Annotated in this window: 19 protein-coding genes; 10 read left to right on the top strand and 9 right to left on the bottom strand. The window is 54.7% G+C overall.

Features of this window, described 5'->3' with window-relative positions:
* The first annotated feature begins 37 nt into the window (after positions 1-37).
* A complete protein-coding gene (locus AB5Y86_RS05595; RefSeq protein ID WP_368192356.1) occupies positions 38-1,423 on the top strand; it encodes a tryptophanase in 1,386 nt (461 codons plus the stop codon).
* 132 nt (positions 1,424-1,555) lie between these two features.
* On the opposite strand, the gene cdd is transcribed toward AB5Y86_RS05595, so the two are convergent.
* From cdd to AB5Y86_RS05580, 3 genes are all read right to left on the bottom strand, one after another.
* The gene (gene cdd, locus AB5Y86_RS05590) at positions 1,556-2,440 is read right to left on the bottom strand and encodes a cytidine deaminase (protein WP_005345271.1); all 885 of its coding nucleotides are present in this window, start codon (positions 2,438-2,440) and stop codon (positions 1,556-1,558) included.
* Positions 2,441-2,625: 185 nt separating this feature from the next.
* On the bottom strand, positions 2,626-3,312 hold the full coding sequence (locus AB5Y86_RS05585; RefSeq protein ID WP_033112624.1) for an LrgB family protein: 687 nt from the start codon (positions 3,310-3,312) through the stop codon (positions 2,626-2,628).
* The gene (locus AB5Y86_RS05580) at positions 3,309-3,665 is read right to left on the bottom strand and encodes a CidA/LrgA family protein (RefSeq protein ID WP_368192355.1); all 357 of its coding nucleotides are present in this window, start codon (positions 3,663-3,665) and stop codon (positions 3,309-3,311) included. Before AB5Y86_RS05580 ends, AB5Y86_RS05585 begins: the two co-directional genes overlap by 4 nt.
* Before the next feature lie 164 nt (positions 3,666-3,829).
* Between AB5Y86_RS05580 and AB5Y86_RS05575 the strand changes: the two genes are divergently transcribed.
* Positions 3,830-5,539: an alpha-galactosidase gene (locus AB5Y86_RS05575; protein WP_368192354.1), complete on the top strand. Its 1,710-nt coding sequence runs from the start codon at positions 3,830-3,832 to the stop codon at positions 5,537-5,539.
* 65 nt (positions 5,540-5,604) lie between these two features.
* Here AB5Y86_RS05575 and AB5Y86_RS05570 read toward each other — a convergent pair whose 3' ends face one another.
* Both AB5Y86_RS05570 and sbcB read right to left on the bottom strand, forming a co-directional pair.
* The gene (locus tag AB5Y86_RS05570) at positions 5,605-6,105 is read right to left on the bottom strand and encodes a hypothetical protein (protein WP_005360277.1); all 501 of its coding nucleotides are present in this window, start codon (positions 6,103-6,105) and stop codon (positions 5,605-5,607) included.
* A gap of 155 nt (positions 6,106-6,260) precedes the next feature.
* A complete protein-coding gene (gene sbcB / locus AB5Y86_RS05565; RefSeq protein WP_368192353.1) occupies positions 6,261-7,688 on the bottom strand; it encodes an exodeoxyribonuclease I in 1,428 nt (475 codons plus the stop codon).
* A gap of 352 nt (positions 7,689-8,040) precedes the next feature.
* Between sbcB and AB5Y86_RS05560 the strand changes: the two genes are divergently transcribed.
* Genes AB5Y86_RS05560 through AB5Y86_RS05550 form a run of 3 tightly spaced genes read left to right on the top strand, consistent with a single transcriptional unit; the run spans position 8,041 to position 12,397 of the window.
* Positions 8,041-10,428, top strand: a complete 2,388-nt coding sequence (locus tag AB5Y86_RS05560; protein WP_368192352.1) for a dynamin family protein — start codon at positions 8,041-8,043, stop codon at positions 10,426-10,428.
* The gene (locus tag AB5Y86_RS05555) at positions 10,425-11,342 is read left to right on the top strand and encodes a YjcZ-like family protein (RefSeq protein ID WP_236346067.1); all 918 of its coding nucleotides are present in this window, start codon (positions 10,425-10,427) and stop codon (positions 11,340-11,342) included. The genes AB5Y86_RS05560 and AB5Y86_RS05555 overlap by 4 nt, the downstream gene beginning before the upstream one ends.
* Positions 11,327-12,397, top strand: coding sequence for a patatin-like phospholipase family protein (locus AB5Y86_RS05550; RefSeq protein WP_182963771.1), 1,071 nt, complete (start codon positions 11,327-11,329; stop codon positions 12,395-12,397). The genes AB5Y86_RS05555 and AB5Y86_RS05550 overlap by 16 nt, the downstream gene beginning before the upstream one ends.
* Positions 12,398-12,502: 105 nt before the next feature.
* Here the strand turns inward: AB5Y86_RS05550 and AB5Y86_RS05545 are convergent, their stop codons facing one another.
* Entirely contained in the window at positions 12,503-13,411 is a 909-nt protein-coding gene (locus AB5Y86_RS05545; protein WP_368192351.1) for a WYL domain-containing protein, read from the bottom strand.
* A 100-nt stretch (positions 13,412-13,511) separates the two neighbouring features.
* On the opposite strand from AB5Y86_RS05545, the gene AB5Y86_RS05540 reads away from it, so the two are divergent.
* On the top strand, positions 13,512-13,796 hold the full coding sequence (locus AB5Y86_RS05540) for a DUF4258 domain-containing protein (protein WP_368192350.1): 285 nt from the start codon (positions 13,512-13,514) through the stop codon (positions 13,794-13,796).
* Positions 13,797-13,802: 6 nt separating this feature from the next.
* Positions 13,803-14,441, top strand: a complete 639-nt coding sequence (locus tag AB5Y86_RS05535; protein ID WP_368192349.1) for an ADP-ribosylglycohydrolase — start codon at positions 13,803-13,805, stop codon at positions 14,439-14,441.
* A gap of 38 nt (positions 14,442-14,479) precedes the next feature.
* Here AB5Y86_RS05535 and AB5Y86_RS05530 read toward each other — a convergent pair whose 3' ends face one another.
* A complete protein-coding gene (locus tag AB5Y86_RS05530) occupies positions 14,480-15,136 on the bottom strand; it encodes a hypothetical protein (protein WP_368192348.1) in 657 nt (218 codons plus the stop codon).
* 119 nt (positions 15,137-15,255) lie between these two features.
* Positions 15,256-15,459 carry a hypothetical protein gene (locus AB5Y86_RS05525; protein WP_368192347.1) on the bottom strand — a complete coding sequence of 68 codons (204 nt, stop codon included), beginning with the start codon at positions 15,457-15,459 and terminating at the stop codon, positions 15,256-15,258.
* A gap of 190 nt (positions 15,460-15,649) precedes the next feature.
* Here AB5Y86_RS05525 and AB5Y86_RS05520 point away from each other — a divergent pair, with 190 nt between their 5' ends.
* The 3 genes from AB5Y86_RS05520 (at position 15,650) to AB5Y86_RS05510 (ending at position 19,883) form a co-directional block, all read left to right on the top strand.
* Entirely contained in the window at positions 15,650-16,096 is a 447-nt protein-coding gene (locus tag AB5Y86_RS05520; protein ID WP_368192346.1) for a hypothetical protein, read from the top strand.
* A 282-nt stretch (positions 16,097-16,378) separates the two neighbouring features.
* A complete protein-coding gene (locus tag AB5Y86_RS05515) occupies positions 16,379-17,833 on the top strand; it encodes a DUF262 domain-containing protein (RefSeq protein WP_368192345.1) in 1,455 nt (484 codons plus the stop codon).
* On the top strand, positions 17,826-19,883 hold the full coding sequence (locus AB5Y86_RS05510; RefSeq protein WP_368192344.1) for a DUF262 domain-containing protein: 2,058 nt from the start codon (positions 17,826-17,828) through the stop codon (positions 19,881-19,883). Before AB5Y86_RS05515 ends, AB5Y86_RS05510 begins: the two co-directional genes overlap by 8 nt.
* Before the next feature lie 72 nt (positions 19,884-19,955).
* Here AB5Y86_RS05510 and AB5Y86_RS05505 read toward each other — a convergent pair.
* Positions 19,956-20,732: IS3 family transposase (locus AB5Y86_RS05505; RefSeq protein WP_368192343.1), on the bottom strand; the 777-nt coding region annotated here is incomplete at its 5' end.

The raw sequence follows: 20,732 nt of genomic DNA, 5'->3' as shown, positions 1-20,732 counted from the left end.
TCAAACACACTGGCCCCGCGCCGGTGAGGAGTCTTTTATGCGTCGTATACCCGAGCCGTTTCGTATCAAGATGGTCGAGCCCATCAAACAGACCACTGGCGCCGAGCGCCGTGCCGCCCTCGAGGCCGCTGGCTGGAACCCCTTCCTGCTGCTGGCTGAAGATGTCTATATCGATCTGCTGACCGACAGCGGTACCGGTGCCATGTCCGATCGCCAGTGGGCCGGCATCATGATGGGGGATGAGGCCTATGCGGGCAGCCGCAACTTCGTCGAGCTGGAGCGCACGGTGCGCGAGATTTTTGGCTATCAGCATGTGATGCCCACCCACCAGGGGCGCGGGGCCGAGCAGATCCTCTTCCCCGAGCTGGTCAAGCGCTGCAAGGGCAAGGCGCCGGTCTTTATCTCCAACTACCACTTCGACACCACCAAGGCTCACGTGGAGTTGGCTGGCGCGCGGGCCATCAACCTGCTCACCCCGAAAGCCCTCGATACCACGGCCCCCTACGCCTGGAAGGGGGATTTTGATCTTCCTCGCCTGAGCGACACCATCGAGACCCTGGGGGCCGACAACGTGGCCGGTGTCATCATCACGGTCACCTGCAACAGCGCCGGCGGCCAACCGGTCTCCATGGCCAATATGGAGGCGGTCTCGGCGCTGGCCCGTCGTCACCAGATTCCGGTGGTGATCGATGCCGCCCGCTTTGCCGAGAACGCCTGGTTTATCAAGGAGCGGGATCCGGCCTATGCCAAGTGCAGCATCAAGGAGATAGTGCGCCAGATGTTTGCGCTGGGGGACATCTTCACCATGTCGGCCAAGAAGGACGGGTTGGTCAATATCGGCGGGCTCTGCTGCTTCAAGGAAGATCTCGACCTGTTCCGCGCGGTGCAGGTGCGCTGCGTGGCGATGGAGGGGTTTGTCACCTATGGCGGCCTCGCCGGGCGGGACATGGCGGCGCTCGCCATCGGCCTGCGCGAGGGGATGGATGAGGAGTATCTCACCTATCGCATCAGTCAGGTGGCTTATCTCGGCGAGCGGCTGGCCGAGGCAGGCATCCCCATCCAGACTCCCACCGGCGGTCATGCGGTGTTTGTGGATGCCAAGAAGCTGCTGCCCCATATTCCGGCCGGGCAGTTCCCGGCCCATGCGCTCGCCTGCGAGCTCTATCTGGAAGGGGGTGTGCGCGGGGTGGAGATAGGCTCCCTGCTGCTGGGGCGCGATCCCGCCACCGGCAAGCAGGAGGCGGCGGACTTTGAGCTGTTGCGCCTGACCATTCCGCGCCGAGTCTACACCCGGGATCACATGGACTATGTGGCCGACTGCCTGATCGCGGTGCAAGCGCGGGCCAGCGACATTCGCGGGCTCACCTTTGACTACGAGCCGCCGCTGCTGCGCCACTTCACGGCGCGGCTAAAACCTGTCTGATCAGCAACCGGTCAGACTGGGTGATCAACCCAGCCAAGCCGTGAGGATCACTGGCTGCTCCCGGTTAAACGGCACAGTAAAAAAGCCCCCGCACCAAGGTGCGGGGGCTTTCGTTTATCGAAGCAAACCGGGTCAGACCGCCTGATACTCCAGCTCGACGGAGCCCAGTGCCTTGAGGGTGGACTGGGCGGAGTCACGCTGGCTGATCTGGCCGTTTTTGTTCTCCAGCAGTACGGCGCGGCGGATGGTGGCGAGATCTTCGCCATTAAGCACCGCATGGGCGCAGGCCATCTGCATCGGCGGCAGGCTGGGGTTGAAGGCGGCGTTCTCGGCGTAGCGGCCAGAGAAGATGCGGCCATCGGCAAACTGCAGCGCCACCGCGGCATAGCCCTGGCTATAGGGGGCGTAGCTTTGACGGGCGGCGGCCAGCGCGGCTTGCCACAGCGGGTCTTCGCTTTGAAGTTCAAGCTCTGCGTGATCCTGCGGGCTCATCAGCGCATCTGTGATGTCGAGATCCGCCGGGCCAAACGAGTGGGGCAGGAAGGATTGCAGGGCGCTCAGGTCATCGGGCAGAGAGACTTTCAGGATCTTGGCGGTGCTCAGCTCGTTCATAAACTGACGGCAGTGGCCGCAAGGGGTGTAGTTGACGGTGATTTCAGAGATCCCGGTCTCGCCACCCAGCCAGGCGTTGGAGATGGCGGACTGCTCGGCGTGAACCGAGTGGAACAGACCTTGCCCAGCAAACTCCATGTTGGCACCGAAGTACCAGCTGCCGCTCAGGCCACAGGCGATGGCACCGACATAAAACTTGGAGATGGGGGCCACAGAACAGGCGGCGGCCAGCGGCAACAGGGCGAGGCGCAGGGCGCGATCATCGAGACCTGTGGCGGCTTTCAGGGTGGCGACTTGCTCCGGCGTGAAGCGGGCGTTGAAGTCGGCACTATCCAGCATGGGCTGCACGGCTGCTTTGAGCGGGGCAGAGAGGGTATCGAATGGCTTGGCAAAACGGGGATGCATAGTGTGTCCTCAAAGGCCAATTGGGCGGCCATTGTAGGGAGCAAGCTCGGGTAAATGTGTGAGCAGGCTCACGCCCTGACGGGCAAACGGAGGGGGATGGTAATGGAAACGTTTGTCTTGTGCAAATTGTGCGGCAGGTCGCACCCCGACAGCGCTGTAGTGCCGTCGGGGTGGCTAATCATCGGTCAGGTGAGCCAGTGATAGATGGCAAAAAGGAGGGGAGCGACGGCAGCGGTGAGGATCCCGCACACCACCATGGCCAGCGACGCAAAGGCCCCCTGGGTGATCCCCTTCTCGGCAGAGGTGGCGGTGCCGATGGCGTGGGCACAGGCCCCCATGGCGAGCCCTTGCGCTTCCGGATCGGTCACTTTGAGCAGTTTGAGCAGCGGGTAGCCGATCAGGGCACCGACAATCCCCACCACCACCACCACGGCGGCCGCGATGGCGGGAATGCCGCCGATGGACTGGCTGACGCTCATGGCGAGCGGGGTGGTGATGGATTTGGTGGCCAATGAGGCGAGCAGCGCCGGATCTGTGCCCATAAAGTGACCGATCAGCAGGGTTGTACACACCGAGATCAAGACGGAGGCGAGGGTACAGATTAGGATGGGCTTGAGCTTGGCCTGGATCTGGCGCGCCTGCTGATAGAGCGGCAGCGCCAGCGCCACTACTGCGGGCTCCAGCAGCATGGTAATGGGGCTGCTGCCGCGCTCGTACTGCTCCAGTGGCAGATCGAGCCAGAGGAGCAGGCCGATGATCACCGCGGTCGGCACCAGCACCGGATTGATGATGGGCCAGGGCAGGCGGCGATAGAGGGCACGGGTGGCGAAATAGAGCGCCAGGGTCAGGGGAATGGCTAGCCAGAAGATCATTTGTTCATCCTCTGGTAGAGCCGACCGACGGTGGCGAGGATCAGCACGATCCCGAGCACGATGCAGAGCATGATGACGCCGAAGGATTGGCGCAGGGGCTCTAGCCAGGCCACCAGCCCGACCGCGACCGGCACGAACAAAACGCCCATGTGGCGCAGCAGCAAGCCAGCGCCCAGATCGACCCAGTGCAGCTTGATCAGCTGCAGGGAGAGCAGCACGAACAGCAGCAGCATGCCGATGATGCTGCCGGGAAACGCAAACGGCAGGATGGCTGCCACGGATTTGCCTGCCAGCAGGCAGGCGACGATGACCATAAAGTCACGAAAGTACAGCAAGGCGCGTTGCGCGATCACGTGAACCTCATCGACTGGGAAGAAAAATCGCAGTTTACCAGAGAGGCCGGGTCGCGGCATTAAAACAATAACAACTGAAATCAGTTCGTTTGAAGCTGATTTGTATGCAGATTATCTGTTGAACATCGTCTGATAGAACCCTTTTCGAACTACAAGGAGTAGTGATGACATCCCTCTTGTCCCGAGTTCGCCAGTTGGCGAACGATAATGCGTTGCCACCCCATCTGCTGCAAACCCGTCAGTGGGAAGGGCCCCTGTGTCGGGTGCGACTCGACAACACCGGTTCTGATGCCACCCCGGTCGAGTGCTGGGTGCTGTTTGACGGCAAGCTTGGCCTGCCGGTGGAGAGCGCCATTTATGGCGAAGGATTCCAGATGCTGGCCCAGACCATGGGTAGCTGGCAATCACCGCAACATGTCGGCCGTTGCCCCGATGCCAGCGTTTATCGCATCACTGATGACAACGGCTATCACACCATTCACAACCTGTTGCTGGTGGAGCATGGCAAGGGGTGGCTGCTGCTCGCCTTTGCCAGCTGCCACCGTTTTGGCGGGGAGTTTCGTCTCTATCCCGATGGCCGCTTGCAGATCCTGATGAACTGCGAAGGGCGAAAACTTGCGGCCGGTGAGCACTGGCAGAGCGAGGCGCTGATCTGCCTCGAAGGGGCGGAGCGCGAGGATCTGCTGGCCGAGCTGGCACGGCTGATCGAGGTCGAGCACGGCTCGCTGATCGGTAAGGTGAGTGAGCGCCCGAGTGGTTGGTGCTCCTGGTATCACTACTACGCCGAGGTAAGTGCCGCCGATATTCGCGAAAATCTGCAGGTGCGTGCCGAGCGCTTCCCGGCACTGCGCTATGTGCAGATCGACGACGGCTATCAGGCCAAGATGGGCGACTGGCTCACTCCGTCGGCCAAGTTCGAGCAAGGTGTTGCTTCATTGGCTGCGGAGATCAAACAGGCTGGCTGCGAACCCGCTCTCTGGGTCGCTCCCTTTATTGCAGAGCCCGGTTCACAGGTGTTTCAGGATCACCCCGACTGGTTTGTGAAGGGGGATGACGGTCTGCCGTTGCCCTCCGAGCGGGTCACCTATGGCGGTTGGCGCTGCACCCCCTGGTATGTGCTGGACGGCACCCACCCCGAGGTGCAGGCGCACCTTGAGCAGGTGTTCCGCACCCTGCGCGAGCAGTGGGGCATCCACTACTTCAAGCTCGATGCCAACTTCTGGGGCGCCATCCACGGTGGTCGTTTCCACGATACGGCGGCCACCCGGGTTGAAGCCTATCGACGAGGTATGGCGGCCATCCTGCGTGGTGCTGGTGAAGGGGCCTTCCTGCTTGGTTGCAACGCCCCGATCTGGCCGAGCCTTGGGCTGGTGCACGGCATGCGGGTGAGCGATGACGTGGAGCGCAATGGCCACCGCTATCGCCAGATTGCCCGCGAGGCCTTCTGCCGCTCCTGGCAAAATGACAAGCTCTGGGCCCTCGACCCCGACTGCATCTGCCTAAGGGATCTGCCAAGCCAGCAGGCAAGCAAGGCGGATTACAGTTTCCATCTGGCTGCGCTGGTGGCGAGCAGCGGCATGATGCTGGCCGGTGATCGACTGCAAGATCTCGATGAGGAGCAAGCGGCGCAACTGTGCAAGTTGCTGGCGCTCTGCGCCGCCCGGGCACCCTCTGCCCGTTTCGAGTCGATGGACTTTGCCTGCGGCGAAGTAAGCCTGCACGAGGGCGGCACTCTGCTCTGCCTGTTCAACTGGGAGGGGCAACCACAGGAGTTTCTGCTGCCGGAAGGGGGAACCGATTTTTGGCAGGGGCAGGCAGTCGGCACAACCGTGACCCTGCAAGGGGGCGAGGGGCGGGTGATCCGCTACACCTGATCACCGCATCACCACATACAATTCAGGCTCCAAGACGGAGCCTGAATTGTTTCAACCAGCGGCTATCAGTAACGCCACTCAAAACCGACGGCGTATTTGGCGGAGCCATAGCCCGGGATGTCACTGCCGGAGGCGATCGCCTTGAGGGTCAACAACGGGGTGATGGGCACCCCCAGACCAAAACCTATGGCCAACTGATCATTGGGGTTCCCCATCAGATCGACCCGCATCACTCGATAAAGGGACATGTCCTCGCTCAGGTGCATATAGGCTTGCGAAGCGCGGTTATAGACCTGACCAAACACCTCGAGCTGGAAACCTGACTGGGCGCTGATGGCCAGCGGTACCCCGACAAACTTGTAGAGATGGGAGCCGTTGAAGTAGCTGTTGGTGATCAGGGGAGTGAAATCAGTCTGCTGATAAAGGGTGTTGAAGTTCTGTTCTACGATGCGATAGGTCTGCTCGGGCAGGCGAGCAAGATAATCCGGCACATCGAACCGGTATGCGGCGTTGGCTGCCAGCGGCAGCAGGGCCAGTAATCCGAGCAGTGCGTGGTGACGAGGCATCAGCAAATGGCTTCCGTTCGGCCAAAGAGATCTCTTGCTTGGGAGACATCCGCTCAGGATGTTGCAAGATATTGGTTTTTGGGGAAATCCCCTTCGTCATTATGACCTGAAGAAGGGGATGGGCGGGAAGGATTTATTGTGAAACTACTCACAACTCATAAATCTTCCAGATAGTGGTAGAGACTCTTAAGAATCGCAAAGTTCCGTTCGTTACTCTGGTTCTGCTCGGCCAGCGCCTCGAGACGGGGCACATAGTCCGGCAGACGGTGGCTGAAGTAGTCGCTGCAGTGTAGGCGCCAGCGTTTCTGCTCCGCTTCGCTCAAGGTGTGCGGCCAGTTGCGGGCGCGGTAGCGGAACAGCATCTCTGGCAGCCGGGAGTCGGTAAAGGCGAACTCCCGTTCACCCAGCAGATCCGCGGGGGTGGCACGCACCAGATCCATGGTGGACTTGTCGCCATGGCCAAAGAATCCGGCGTAGAGCTGGGTATCGGGGTCGCTCTCATTGCTGCCGGCGAACTCCTGATTGAATACTTCCACCAGTTTTTCCCGCACCTCGGGGTGGGCGCGCAGCAGATCCAGACTCTTGCGGCACTGCTCCCGATTGATGCCGAGCTCGTCGGCACGCTCCGCCGTCAGGGTGGCGGCCGGCGCCAGCACCGGGCACTTGTTGATGTGCACCAGTTTGACCGGAATGCCCGCCAGATCCCCCAGCTCCTCTTTTTTGGTATAGAGGCGCTCGCGGATCTCCTCGCTCGTGAGCTCGATAAGCGGGGTGGGGTCACGGGTCAGGTCGACCATGATCACCGCGTTCTGGTTGGTGGGGTGCCAGGCGAGCGGCGAGACCCAGCTTGCACAACCCTGCCAGGGGGAGAACATGCCGGAGACGTGCACCAGCGGCTTCATGGTCACCACGTCAATCAGCGCCTTCACTTTATTCTTGTTGCGAAGGTCAAACAGGTACCCGAATAGCTTGGGTTGCGCCTTTTTCACCAGCTTGGCCATCTCGATGGTGGCCAGCACGTCCGAGAGTGCATCGTGAGCATTGGCGTGAGTCACGCCGTTGGCGACCGTCAGCTTCTCCAGCCGGAAACTCGGCTTGCCCTCATCGTCAAACGCCCACTCGATCCCCTCCGGCCGCAGGGCATAGCAAGCCCGCAGCATGTCGAGAATATCCCAGCGGGAGTTGCCATTCTGCCAGCTGTAGGCATAGGGGTCATAAAAGTTGCGATAGAGGGTGTAACGGGTCACTTCATCATCGAAGCGGATGCTGTTGTAGCCCAGCACACAGGTATTCGGGGTGGCGAACTGCTCGTGGATCTGGCGAATGAAATCCGCCTCGCACAGCCCGTCCTTCATCGCCTTCTGTGGCGTGATACCGGTGATAAGGCACGCCTCTGGATCCGGCAGGTAGTCCGCCGGCGGCTTGCAATAGATGACCAGCGGCTCGCCAATGATGTTGAAATCCGCATCGGTACGGATACCGGCAAACTGCGACGGCCTGTCCTTGGCGGGGCTGATGCCGAAGGTTTCGTAGTCGTGGAAGTAGAATGTTGGCTCGTTGTCCGCGTGTGCTGTTTTGCTCATGTTGCTCGAGATGAGGTATCCGATGACGGCGGCTAGCGCCTGGGTGGGCGGTGCCAGGCACCACAATTGTGTGCATGGTAAACCATAGCGCAGGCAGAACGAAGGGCGAGCCGTGCAGGTGGTGGTTTATTGGGCGGAAAGAGTTGTGTGGTGGTGGGCGACAGTCTGGTTTGCGCTGACTTCTGCCTGAAAATGTGACATGTGAGTCTGTACAGTAGTTAAAATTTAGATTGCCAATCTATATAATCAGGCCAGAAAAGATTTGGTGTGTTTGTTCGTTCAAGAGCGAACGCATAAGAAAATGTTACCAAAGTGTATTTTTGCATTAAAATGAGAAAAGTAAGGGAAAGTAATGCACGAGAATAATATCGAGTTGCTGTGTCAAGAAGCCGAAAGATTGTTAGAACTTAACATTGACTTGCTGCAAAAAATGCTCACAGAACCGAAAGTTCTAGGCGATAGCAATGCTCAGTTATTTGATCGCAGTAAAGCAAAAAAAAGAATTGAAGAATTACAGGGTGAGCAAATAAAAATTAGTAACAAGGAGATGGTTCTCGCCATCGTAGGCACAATGAAGGCGGGAAAGTCTACAACCATCAATGCGATAGTTGGCAAAGAGGTTCTACCTAATCGCAACCGGCCGATGACATCGATTCCAACGTTAATCCGTCATGTACCTGGTAAATCAACACCATATTTGCATCTTGGTAATGTCGAACCTATCAGCAAGCTAATATTACTGTTGAATAAAAAAATTGAAACGGTTGATGGAAAGCAAAGAGTTGAGTCACTGAGAAAAGATAAAGAAAAAGAGAAATTACTTGATATTTTGACTGATGATTGGCTAAAAGATAATTACAATGGTGAGGTTGAGATATTTAAATGTTTATCCGCTCTCAATGATTTAGTACGATTGGCTACAGAACTAGGTTCCGAATTCCCATTTCATGATTATTCGGAAGTTCATAAACTACCGGTCATTCAAGTAGAGTTTAGTCACCTTACTGGTATGGACAATAGTCAAGGTACACTGACATTGCTCGATACTCCTGGGCCAAACGAAGCAGGCCAACCCCAGCTCCAGGCTATGATGCGTGACCAATTACAAAAAGCCTCTGCTGTTTTGGCTGTAATGGATTATACGCAACTTAATTCTGAAGCTGACGAACAAGTTCGCAAAGAGCTAAATGCCATCGCAGAAGTTGTTGCTGGACGATTCTTTGTATTAGTCAATAAATTTGACCAGAAAGATCGCAATGGTGATGATGCAGATACGGTAAAACAAACAGTTCCTACCATGTTAGAAAACGGATTACTCAGTAGTGAACGTGTTTATCCAGGGTCATCACGTCATGCTTATCTGGCAAATCATGCACGTAGTGTCATTAGTCAGGGAAATCAACTTTCAGCCAGGGAAGGATGGGTTAACGATTTTATGATGATGGCAGGTTGCGATGAAGAAGATCTCGCAGATCGTGAATATGTACTAAAGAGGGCAAATAAATTTTGGCAACATTCATTCTTCGATAGGTTAATTTCAGAGGTTATCCAAGCAGCCCATACTAAGGCTGCTGCATTAGCAGTGGATTCTGCTGCAGCTAAATTGGTACAAAATTCTGAGAGTGCCGATGAGTATTTGGCTCTGCGTCATCAGGGGTTGCAAGCTAATATTCATAGCTTACAGACACAAATTAAAGACCTTATCAAAGACATTGAGGAGGTTGCGGCTTGTCAGCAAGAAGTTGATAAGGAGGTGAAATTTGTCATGGGGGAAATCACCCATGAAACCAAAAAGTTGTTAAATAATGCTGAAAGCAAGTTGGAAAAAGAACTGGATAAGTACTTCCAAGAAGGAAAGCGCCAAGAAGAAGCGCTGAACAAGGAATTTGAACGTCATTCAAAACATGACAAGAATAACCGTGGAGAAAGTGATAAACGAGGGGTTTTCGGCACTTTATTGGGGGCCTGGGCTGGAAATGTTGGGCAGCAATCGCGTGATTTTGATCCAGAAAATCCAGAAGTTAAATTTTCTGAACATGCTGAAGCAATGCAGTTTATTAAAAAGATTGAAGAGTCAGTTATTAGTATTTTAGCTGAAAAAGAAAAAGAAATTAAACCAATGTTGACCAAAGTTGTGGGGGGCATTGAAGGCAGCTTTCATTCTAAAACAATGTTAGCAGTTGATAAGATTGCAAGCCAAATTAACTCACGTCTGGAGGAAGATGGTTTTACTGTGAAAATATCTTTTCCGAAAGTCAGTGAGTTGAAGACTCATCTTGCCACCGACACTCGTATAGCCAATCTGCTAGAACAGAAAACATTTAGCGAAACACGGCATCGTCGATCCAGTGGCGTGTGGGGAACGTTATGCGGTTGGTTTAACACAGATGATTGGGGCTGGGAAACCTATAAAGAAGATGTCACCCGTAGTGTGGTGAATATTAATACAATTAAGAATGCTGTCAGAAATCAGACCAAAGAGCATTTTGAAAAACTGAATAACGCTATTGATCAGCAAGTCAACGCCCCAATTCTCAAAGAGATTGAAAGCTTCTTCATTACATTCAAAGGCAAGGTGGAGCAGCTTCGACATACTCTGATCCAGAGCACAGAAGATCATAAAAGTAGCCAGCAAGAACAAGAACAATTGACTGAGCGCCTTAGTGTTCTGAGAAAGCTAACACCGGAGATGATCAGTGACAGTAAGATACTCAAGAAAGAACTGGAGCTGATGCTGTGATAGCTACATTTTCTGAAACTTTTCCTAATAGCGAGGCGTGCCATATTCTGGCATGCCTGCCGGAGAAATTTATCGTTGATTTTGCCAACGGGATAGATGTAGTTCATGACCATGTGCGTCAGCAAACAGATCGATCCTTTTTTCGGCGCATCAAAGAAGGATTCAACGGACGATCATCCCAGAGGCAGCAAGCTATTAATGCTTCGTTGCTAGATGGGGTGGAGGCTTCTCTCAATTGGCTTACCGAGTTAACGTCATCACTTGCTACCACAAACTATGCGCTTGCACAAGTGAACGATAGGGTCAGTTCGTTGATGCAGGATACAGCTACCATTGCGCATTATTCTGCAGACACTCGTGAACAGTTGAACATGTTGGCGATGCAAGTTAATAAACAGTTACATCATCTGGAACAACGGCTCCGTAGTGTCGATCGGCTGCAGCGCGGCCAGCTGCATTTGGAACAAATATTTTCCACTTGGAAAGCAGGTCGCTATTCACTCCTACCGCTGGCTGGACGTTGCTATGTGGCACTGGAAGAGCTGCGTTGGGGGGCATTTGGTGAAGTGATCCGCCATGGTGAACCGCAACAGGCAAAACAGTTGCTGGATATTCTAAGAAATAGAGCAGTGGTTCAGCTTGCAGAAGACCATAACTGTCCAACATCAATGTGTCACGACACGCGCAGTTGGTTAACCTGGCAGGGTGAGCATGAGCAACACAGTGACTGGTCCGCAGCCGTTAACTGGTTGGCGGACTGGTGTAATGAAGATACTCATCCCATCATCTGGTCTACTACACAGTCATACAACGCTCTGCCAAGACGTATGCCAAGGTTGTGTTCTGCAGAACGTATTGCTGGTGCGATGGTCGATGAAATCTTCAGCAAGGAGTTAGTATGGAGCAGCAGATGAAAGTAGGGCTGGCGCTTTCCGGTGGTGGTGCCCTTGGTGCTTATGAGGTAGGTGTGGTCAGAGCCTTGGCTGAATCAGGTACAGATGTTCATGTTGTGGCTGGTGCTAGTATCGGTGCACTAAATGGAGCTATTTTGGCCTCTTCAGATACTTTGGCTCAGGCAGCGGAAAGGATGGCGGAAATTTGGTCGCATCTTGGCAATAGCAAGGTGCTAGAGCTAAACAAATCTATCTATTTCTCACTCCTGACACAGTTTGGCTTAGGGTTCGGCACACCAGTACTAAGCAAAGCGGGAGGCATTATATTCGAAGCTCTCAGTCGTGCTGCATTGATTGCGGGGGGGGTAGGGCAGCAAAGTGACTCGTTGTTATCTGATCAGCCACTTATCGATTTGATGAACCGCTATCTGGATATCGATGCCTTATGCTCTGGGTTGCCATTGTACGTCTCTTTATATCCTACAGATGGTGGCATGAAAGATATTCTGAATTGTATAGCCGCCGAGTTTGGGGTCGGATCGACTCGTATTTCGGAGTTCCATCACGTACAAAGTTTACCTGTCAATAAACAGAAAGAGGCTTTGCTAGCCTCTGCTGCGTTACCCTTATTGTTTAAATCACGCGAGATTAATGGTGTGCTTTATAGTGACGGTGGAATGGGAGGCTGGCATACAATGCAGGGCAACACACCAGTAAAGCCTTTGGTTGACGCTGGTTGCAATATGGTGATTGTCACCCACCTGAGCGATGGCTCGCCGTGGGACCGTCACAATTTCCCAGATACTACAGTGTTGGAGATTCGCCCGCAAAGTTCCTTAAAACGTCATGATGGTTTATTTGGAGGTGGAAAGGATCTGCTTGGCTTTACTGCCCAGCATATCGGTTCATGGATTGAGCAGGGTTACCATGACACAATGAGTGTAATAGGGCGAATCCAGAAACCTCTGCAGGCTCGACAGGCACTTCGTACTTCGGAGGTGATCGTTTCAGACAGCCAAGACAGGAATATTCAAACAGGTATGGCGCTAAAAAGCGCTATGGATAGGTTGAAATAAACGCAAAAAAGTTAATGTTGTTGAACTCGGGTAAATATGGTCATAGTCCTGTGATATTAAGATTATAAATGTGAGAGGCGTTATGCCTCTCTTTTTTTGTCGTGGTTAACAATCTATATTTTTGAGCTTGAAGGTACAGCCTTGCTGGATGAGCTCCTCCCGATTTGCCAGCACCAGCGGGTAGAGCAGGGGATGTTGTTGATGTTCTCCGTTATAGCTCACTTGCATTCGTTCCAATGCGTAGTGCATTAAAGGGATGCGCTGGCTGATCAATAGCTGGTTCTCAGTCATGGCATAGTCTCTGGCAATAATGGCCTGTTGTCCTTCGCTGAGTCTGGGATTGGGAACGACTACAGCGGTTACCTGGGTGTTCCACTCCAGATCTTGATCCCGGCCGTGAGGGGAGGCATCCAGCAGATCCGGTTCGCCCCGAAAACGACTCATCACAAAATCCAGATATTCCCCCTTCTTCTCGCAGTAGGCACGTACGTGCCAGCGGATCCCGTCATAGACCAGAGTGTGAGGCACGATATTGCGGCCGCTCTGCTCCTCTGAACTGAGGGATACGTAATCGACATCGACCCGCAGTTGGCCGCGCGCCGCTTGCACCAAGCCACGCACGATTTTCGGGTCGATATGGCGGTTTGGCACATCCAGGATCTCGATGTGGCCGTAGCGCAGATCCATCAGCGGCAGTGTCAACAGGCCCGCTTCATGTTGGCGCTGGTGCTGCTTTTCACGGTGTAGCAGCATCAGGTACTCATCCACATTTCCCTCACTAAAGCGCGGGACAAAGTGCTCTGTGGGTTTGTATCCCTTCAGGCTTCTGTCATAGACCAGCCCTTCCGGTGAGTAGTGGGTCAGGTAGTGGTTGATATCCCGCGACGCCTGTTGGCGGCCGATATTGAAGGCGGTCATCAGATGGTTGGTGGTCAGCCGTCCCTCCCACTGCAAGACGATCTCCAGCAGACGAAAACGAAGGGTTTGATCCCAGGTGAGCTCTTTGGGTGCCATACGTGCTCCAAAATGCGACATGTTTATGTAACCAGTATCGGCATGACTATACAGGCTACATATAATGAGTCCATCGAAATGAGCGCCAAAGGGGAATGCCATGAACGGGAAGCTGGATAGTGCGTACAGCCATCATGCCGCGTGCCGGATGCAGCAGCGCGGTATTGCTCCCGAGCTGGTAGAGCTGCTGCTGAGCATCGGACGCTCTGCATATCGCCAGGGGCGCGAACTGGTTTATCTCGATCGCAAAGGAGTTGCGATGCTGCAAGCCGAGTACGGAGTGCCAGCGGAATGCTGCCAGCGGCTGCGACGTCACTATCTGGTTCTGCAAGACGGTGTCACCGTCGGTTATAAAACCACTCACTTCAAACGCGATCGTCACTGAGGCGCTATGAACTCAAGTCTGTTATCAGGTCAGGCGGCCATGCCCCTGATCAAGGGGATCTATTGCCTGCTGTCAGCCGAATGGGCTAAGGAGCTGACCGCTCTGCTTGCCAAAGACGCGTTTCACCAAGAGGGTGAGACTTCACCGTTGGCGGTGGTGACGGCATTGGCTATCCATGTCGAGCAACATAGGCTGGATTGCACGTCACAGCCCATCTATCTGGGGCGTGAGCAACTGATGGTCGGTGCTGTCGATTTGCTGGGGGAGGCTGCCAGCTTCGAAGATCAGGATGCGTTTCGTCTGTTGGCGCTGCTACTCGACAAATTGCTGCGAGGAGGGTGCGGCAGCCGTCAGGCCAAGCTGGATGGACTCACGCCAAGCGTGATGGAGCAGCGGGCGCTGGCTGCCCGCTCCTCGAATAGCGGCGCTGTGGTGCGCGGCAGCTGGCGGCGCAAGTCACGCAATCAGCTGGGCCATGCCAGCTGGTTGGATATAGTGGAGGCCGCCCTCTGGTGCTTCTGGCATGGTGACGATTTAGCAAGCGGCGAAGTGCTACTCGGTGTGCTGCTGGGCAGGGATGAGCGGGTGCGGTTGGTCTATGGTCTGTTAGCCGGGGCTTTCTATCTGTCAGATCGGACGGATTGAAGTCACGGGGCCATCGCAGCCCGCCATCTTGCGGCTGATTAACCAGCCAGCTCAACCACCGGATAACAGGCATCTCCCCACAGGGTATCGGGATGGGCCATCATCAACTCGATGATCACCGGCACCAGTTTGCCGAGCAGGTTGGCACAATCCTTCAGCTGTTTGCGATTGACCGAGCTGTTCCAGGTCGCACCGCCATGGATTAACTGGTTGCGCAAGGTATAGAGGCGGTTAAATACCACGCCCAGCAACTGCGGGGTGTTGCCGCTGGCGAGGGCCTGGTTTGCCATATTCTTGCCTTGTGCCAGCCGCTCCTTCCACTGGGCTTCGCTTATCTTGCCGCTGTGATAATCCCAGAAGCCTTGCAGTACAAACGGGGTATCCAGCAGTATGCGGATACTGCCAGAGAACTCCTGCCAAACCAGATGCTCGATCTTTTTGTGTTCATCCAGATCGCACAGTTTCTCCAGAAAACCTTTGAAGGTCTCCTGTTCAGAGAGGCGACGATCGTCATCGATTTCAGTGGCATAAGCCGCATTGAACGCAATCCAGAGAAAGATAAAGCGGCCATCTTCATCTTCGGCGATTTCAGCACGTTGCAGCCAGCTTAAGGCACGATGAACTCGCAGGTTGAGGTTGCTGGGAGAGTGTTCACGCAGAGTCCGGTGACGAGTTTTCAACTGTTCAAAATTCAACGACGATCTCCTTCTCGATCATATGAATAGCCAGCTTTGACAACCATACTCTCTGTCCTGCTGCTTGATCATTAGGTTGGTGACAAACTGGCTGGAATAGCAAGGGGCAATAACAGCGGCTACTTGCGGATGACCCCCTTCAGCGTTGCAATGGCCAGCTCCACCATGGTGGCCGACGATTGTACCAGTGGGGCATGGTGGCACTCGGGACAGGCCTCAAACCAGGTGTGGCCACGCACCATGACATCGCTTTTGGGAACAACCGTCTTGTGCCAGCCACATGTTGGGCAGCGATAAGTATAAGGTGGTGGTTGTATCGGCATGATATCCCTCAGGCAAGTTCCATTTGGCCTAGAGTAACACGGCTCAAATTATTGCAGTGAGCTCCTTGTTCACACTCTTTAGAGTCAAAGTTGCATCCGCCTGAAAACACGACATGTGCAAAACCCCAGTATCGAAGCTGTGCGGCTGGCCCGGTATAGTCAGCCGAGTTCACGTCAGAGGGGATATGCGATGAGTAACCCACCCGGCTTTTGGTTAGCGACACGCCCGTTGTCACTGATCGCCCTGTTGCTGGGCCTAACGCCGCAAATCGTGTTTGCCGCCGACTGCACCTATCGGGAAGATGCGTTGGGCAATACCCGTTATCAGTGTGACGATGGCAAAGAGGGCACCCTGCGTGAGGATGCACTGGGCAACATCAAAGACTCGGGTACCGGCATCACCTGGCGTCCCGACCCGTTGGGCAACCTCAAGGGCAGCGATGGCACCACCTACCGCAAAGACGCACTGGGCCATGTGCGTGGCAGCAATGCCAAAACCGGCGAACGGGTAACGTGGCGTGAGGATAGTCTCGGTAACCTGCGTGCCTCCGATGGCACCGTCTGCCGAACCAACGCGCTGGGGCAACTCAAATGCCGTGGCGAGAGTACACCGCCAGCCTTGCTTGAAAGCAAATGATGGCTTTTGCAGCAAACGGTCGGCGATCACACTCTGATGTGATATCAGGCATGGTTGCAACGGGGCCAAATGGGTAAACTCGTCGGCAATTTCTGGCTCCGTAACCGGCAAGGTTGTGAATCTCTGCCTCTTTTCGTTTTCCAGGCACCCTTGGTGTACACAGACTCTTATCGGAATACCATGACTCATGGCTATCAAGAAGAACGAACTCTACTCCTCCCTCCTGAAACAGGGGCTGATGCAGTGGTTGTTGACCGGCTGCATCCGCCTACCGCAGGAGGCATGATGGAGAGCATCAATAATCAGGTGCGGTCGGTACGCCAGTTGCTGGCCATTCCCCAACTGGCTATCCCAAGCTATCAGCGGCCGTACCGCTGGGGCGCCAAGAATATCTCGGATCTCTTCAGTGATCTGGCGACCCATCAGGACAAGAGCGCCTACCGGCTGGGCTCGGTGGTGTTTCATCAGCACACCGATAGCAAGTTGGGCGAGATGCTTGATATCGTCGATGGTCAGCAACGCACACTGACCCTGATGTTGACCGTCAAGGCGCTTATCGGGGTGCTGGATAACGAAACTCGCAATGGCAAAGAGAAGAGTATCCGGTTTCAACGTCAGGATCTGCGTGAGCAATTGCAGGCCTTGCGGGGACCTATCGATGCGTTTATGCAGCGCCAGCACTTCCCCAGCCGTGATTCGGAGTTAAACCTCAGACGCAACTATCTGGAACTGCGTCGGCTGGTGGCCCGCCCTGAGTTTGACGAGCAGCAAATAGACTTTCTGCTCAACCGCTGTCAGGTAGTCTGCTTTGTGCTGCAGGATATCTCGGAGGCGTTCCAGTTCTTCGATTCACAAAATGCCCGGGGGCGCGATTTGGCCCCCCACGATCTGCTCAAGGCATTTCACCTGCGCGAGTTTGCTGACCATGAGGCCAACCTCAAGGCCGAGGCGGTCGCCCATTGGGAGCGCCTGCCAAGCGACGAGCTTGCCAATCTGTTCGCCCTCTATCTCTATCGGGTACGCCAGTGGGCCGAGGGCAAGTCGGCCCGCTACTTTGGCAAGGGGGAGGTGGATCTCTTCAAGGGGGTCAATCTCGACCGGGTGGGGCACTTCCCTTACGTGGAGTCGCTGCGTATCGCCCACCACTTTGTCGATGAGTACAACAGCCAGTACCAGCGCAAGATTGACGGCCAGCGCATGACGTTTCCCTTTCATCTCGACCAGATGATCATCAATGGCCGTCGCTTTTTCGAGATGGCCGAGTACTACCAGACGCGGGTCGCCGCCATCGTGGCCGAGGAGTCTGATTCCGGCAAGACGCAATCAGCCACCCTGCTCGGCGAAACGCTGACACCGATGGCCAGCAAGGTGCTCTCGACCCTGGGCAGCTACGAGCGTCGCCACCGCACCGGGGATCGTTATGTGCGGGCTATGTTCGATTGCGCCCTGATCTTCTATATCGACAAGTTCGGCAGCCAGGGGCTGTCACTGGCCATCGAGAAGTGCTTTATCTGGGCCTATCGCTGCCGTATTCGCCAGCAGGTGGTGCAACTGGCGACCATGGATAACTACGTGCTGGAGCACAATCTGATCCGTGCCATTCGTGATGCCCGTCTGCCGGGAGACCTGCACGGCTTCCCTTTGCCTAGCATGAGCAGTCGAGAGAACAAGAACAATCGCAACGGCGCCGAAGATGAACTGGTCGGGCTGTTTCGGGAGATGAAATATTATGAGTGATGCAGGCGTCCACCCCTTTTCCATTCGTGCACTGCTTGAAGATCGCGCCCGTTATCTGGTGCCCATGTACCAGCGCAACTACGCCTGGGGAGAGGGAGAGATCACCCAGCTGCTGCAGGATGTGCTGGATTATCAGCAAAAATCGGTCGGAGCCAAGGAACAGCAAACCGACTATATCGGCACCTTGGTGGTATTTGCCCGGGACGATGGCAGTTTCGAGGTAATCGATGGCCAGCAGCGCTTTACTACCCTCTCTCTGCTGGCCAATTGGCTCAAACATCACGCGATAGATTCGGTGGATATGAGCTGGTATCAGACCATCAACCTCGCTTTTGAGAGTCGCCCGATATCGAGCCATACCTTCGAGCGCTTATGGCAGGGTGTTGCCCCCCACGATTTGCGGGGGAGTACCTTCAATGAAGGTCTGGTGAACGGTTTTGAGCTGATTGGCAAGGCAATGGCGGATCTTGGTTTGGTGGGGGCTAAACTGACGGCCTTTTGCGACTACCTCTTCAAGCATGTGCAGATCTCTCGTATCGAAGTACCCAAGGATACCGATCTCAATCACTTCTTCGAGGCGATGAACAATCGCGGCGAGCAGTTGGAAAAGCATGAAGTGATCAAGGCGCGGCTGATGGAGACGCTGAACCAGATACCCGAGGAAGAGCATCGTCGCCAAAGTATTCATATCCTGACCCGGGTATGGGATGCCTGCGCCAATATGGAGCGCTATATCCAGTACGGCTTTACCCCGCAAGAGCGCCACCGTCTGTTTGGTGAGAGCGACTGGGGCCAGTTTGTGCCCCGTGATTTTGCCCATCTGCTTGATCTGCTAGGGTCCCCTAACACGGCTGACGCTGTCGATAAAAGCCGTGCAGCAGCCGGTAGCCAGGGGCGCACCTTGTTGGCCATTTTGCAGGATGACAAGCTCGATGGTGAGCAGACGGTAGAGGAGGAGAGCGCAGGCTCCGAGCGCTTTAACAGCGTCATCAACTTCTCCAACTTCTTGCTCCATGTGCTGCGACTCGTTAGCCGCGACCCGGGTGATACGGAGGGGGTGCCGCTTGATGATAAACAACTGGTTGATCAGTTTGAGCTGCGAGTGATAAGGCAACCGGATCCAGTAGCGGCAGTTCAGCGTTTTATCTATGGGCTGTTAAAGAGCAAGTATCTGTTTGATCAGTTCATCATCAAGCGCGAGTTTGCCGATGGCAAGGATGGTTGGAGTCTGAAGCGGCTGCACTGGTATTCGGAAAAGAGCGTCAGTTACATCAATACTTTTGACAAGGATGAAAATGAGAATGGTTTCTCTGGTGTTAACCGGCGGATCCTGATGTTGCTGTCGGCGTTTCATGTGTCGACCCCGACCCTGGTTTACAAACATTGGCTGAATGGTGCACTGAGATATCTGTTCGACAATTGTCACCCTGATCAACCGGTAGAGGCAGGGGCTTATCTGTCCTATCTGGAGAGTCAGGCTCGCCGCTTTGTCTTCCAGCGCTTTTTGGCGCCGGGTGAAGGGGCTTCCTATTATCAGATGCTCTACCTAGATAACGCCCTGTTGCCCGCCATCAATGTGGATGAGAGCTGGCACGAGGTGATTACATCCAAACTTCGCTTCGGTCATATCGAGAACAACTTTGTCTTCAATTTCCTCGACTACCTGCTGTGGGTTACGAATCGAAATCAAGATAAAGATCGTGATATGGAGTTGTATCGCCGTTTCAAGTTTACATTCCGCAGTTCGGTGGAACACTTCTCACCCCAGCATCCGATGGATGGTTATAAACCGGTCGAGCAGAGTGCACTTCATTCGTTTGGCAACCTTTGCCTTATCAGCCACAGCAAGAACTCGCGCCTGAGTAACTTCCAGCCGCAACAGAAGCAGGAGCACTTTGAAGCGAGCCTTGCCAACAACCAGATTGATAGCCTCAAGTTGCTCGCAATGATCAGGCTTATGAAAAAGAAGGGTCGCTGGCAGGAGGATGAGATAGCTGAGCATCAAAAGCAGATGTTGCAAGTGTTGTTATCCAGCCAGATTGTGCAATAAGAGGCTATTTGGCCGACTATCAACTAGTGATTGTAGTAGTCAACTAAATCCGGACACTTGGTTAGGCCGTTCTTAGGCTCTTGCTGGCGGTATCCCTTCATTGTGTTGATGTGGACGCCGCCAGTTGTAGTAATTCATCACGTAATAACTGATATCCCGCTTTGCCTCCCGCACGCTCATGTATCCCGTTGCCGGCAGCCACTCTGACTTCAGGCTTCTGAACAACCGCTCCATCGGGGCATTATCCCAGCAGTTGCCACGACGACTCATGCTCTGGGTTATGCGATAATGCCACAGTCGTTGCCGAAATGCCCTACTGCCATATTGGCTGCCCTGGTCAGAGTGAAATAGCACACCGGATGGGCAACCCCGCTGCTGATAGGCCATCTCCAGTGCTTTGATTGCCAATTCTGCATCAGGTTTATCAGACATCGCCCAGCCCACGACCCGCCGGGTGTGCAGATCAAGAACCGCTGCCAGGTAATGCCAACGACCACCGGCCCAGACGTAGGTGATATCGCCACACCACACCTGATTGGGTTGCTGGACATCAAATTCGCGAGCCAGCAGATTGGGAATATCCGGTCGTTCAGACCGTGTCACCTTATAACGGTGTGCGCCCGGCTGCTTGGATGCCAGCCCGGCTTCCTTCATCAGGTTACGTACTTTGAATCGGCCAATCTGATACCCCAACTCTCGCATCATCGACATCAAGGCGCGGCTGCCTGCTGAGCTCCGGCTTTCTTTGAACAAACGGCGCAACTCACAGCGCTGTTGCATACGTTCACGGTTAATCGTCCGCCTGCGGGCCAGATAATCGTAAAAACAGGAGGTGGGAACATCGAAAGC

This window comes from Aeromonas sp. s8 (assembly GCF_040907785.1).
Classification (GTDB): domain Bacteria; phylum Pseudomonadota; class Gammaproteobacteria; order Enterobacterales; family Aeromonadaceae; genus Aeromonas; species Aeromonas veronii.
Note: the sequence above shows the minus strand (reverse complement) of the source record. Positions and strands in the feature narration are given on the sequence as shown.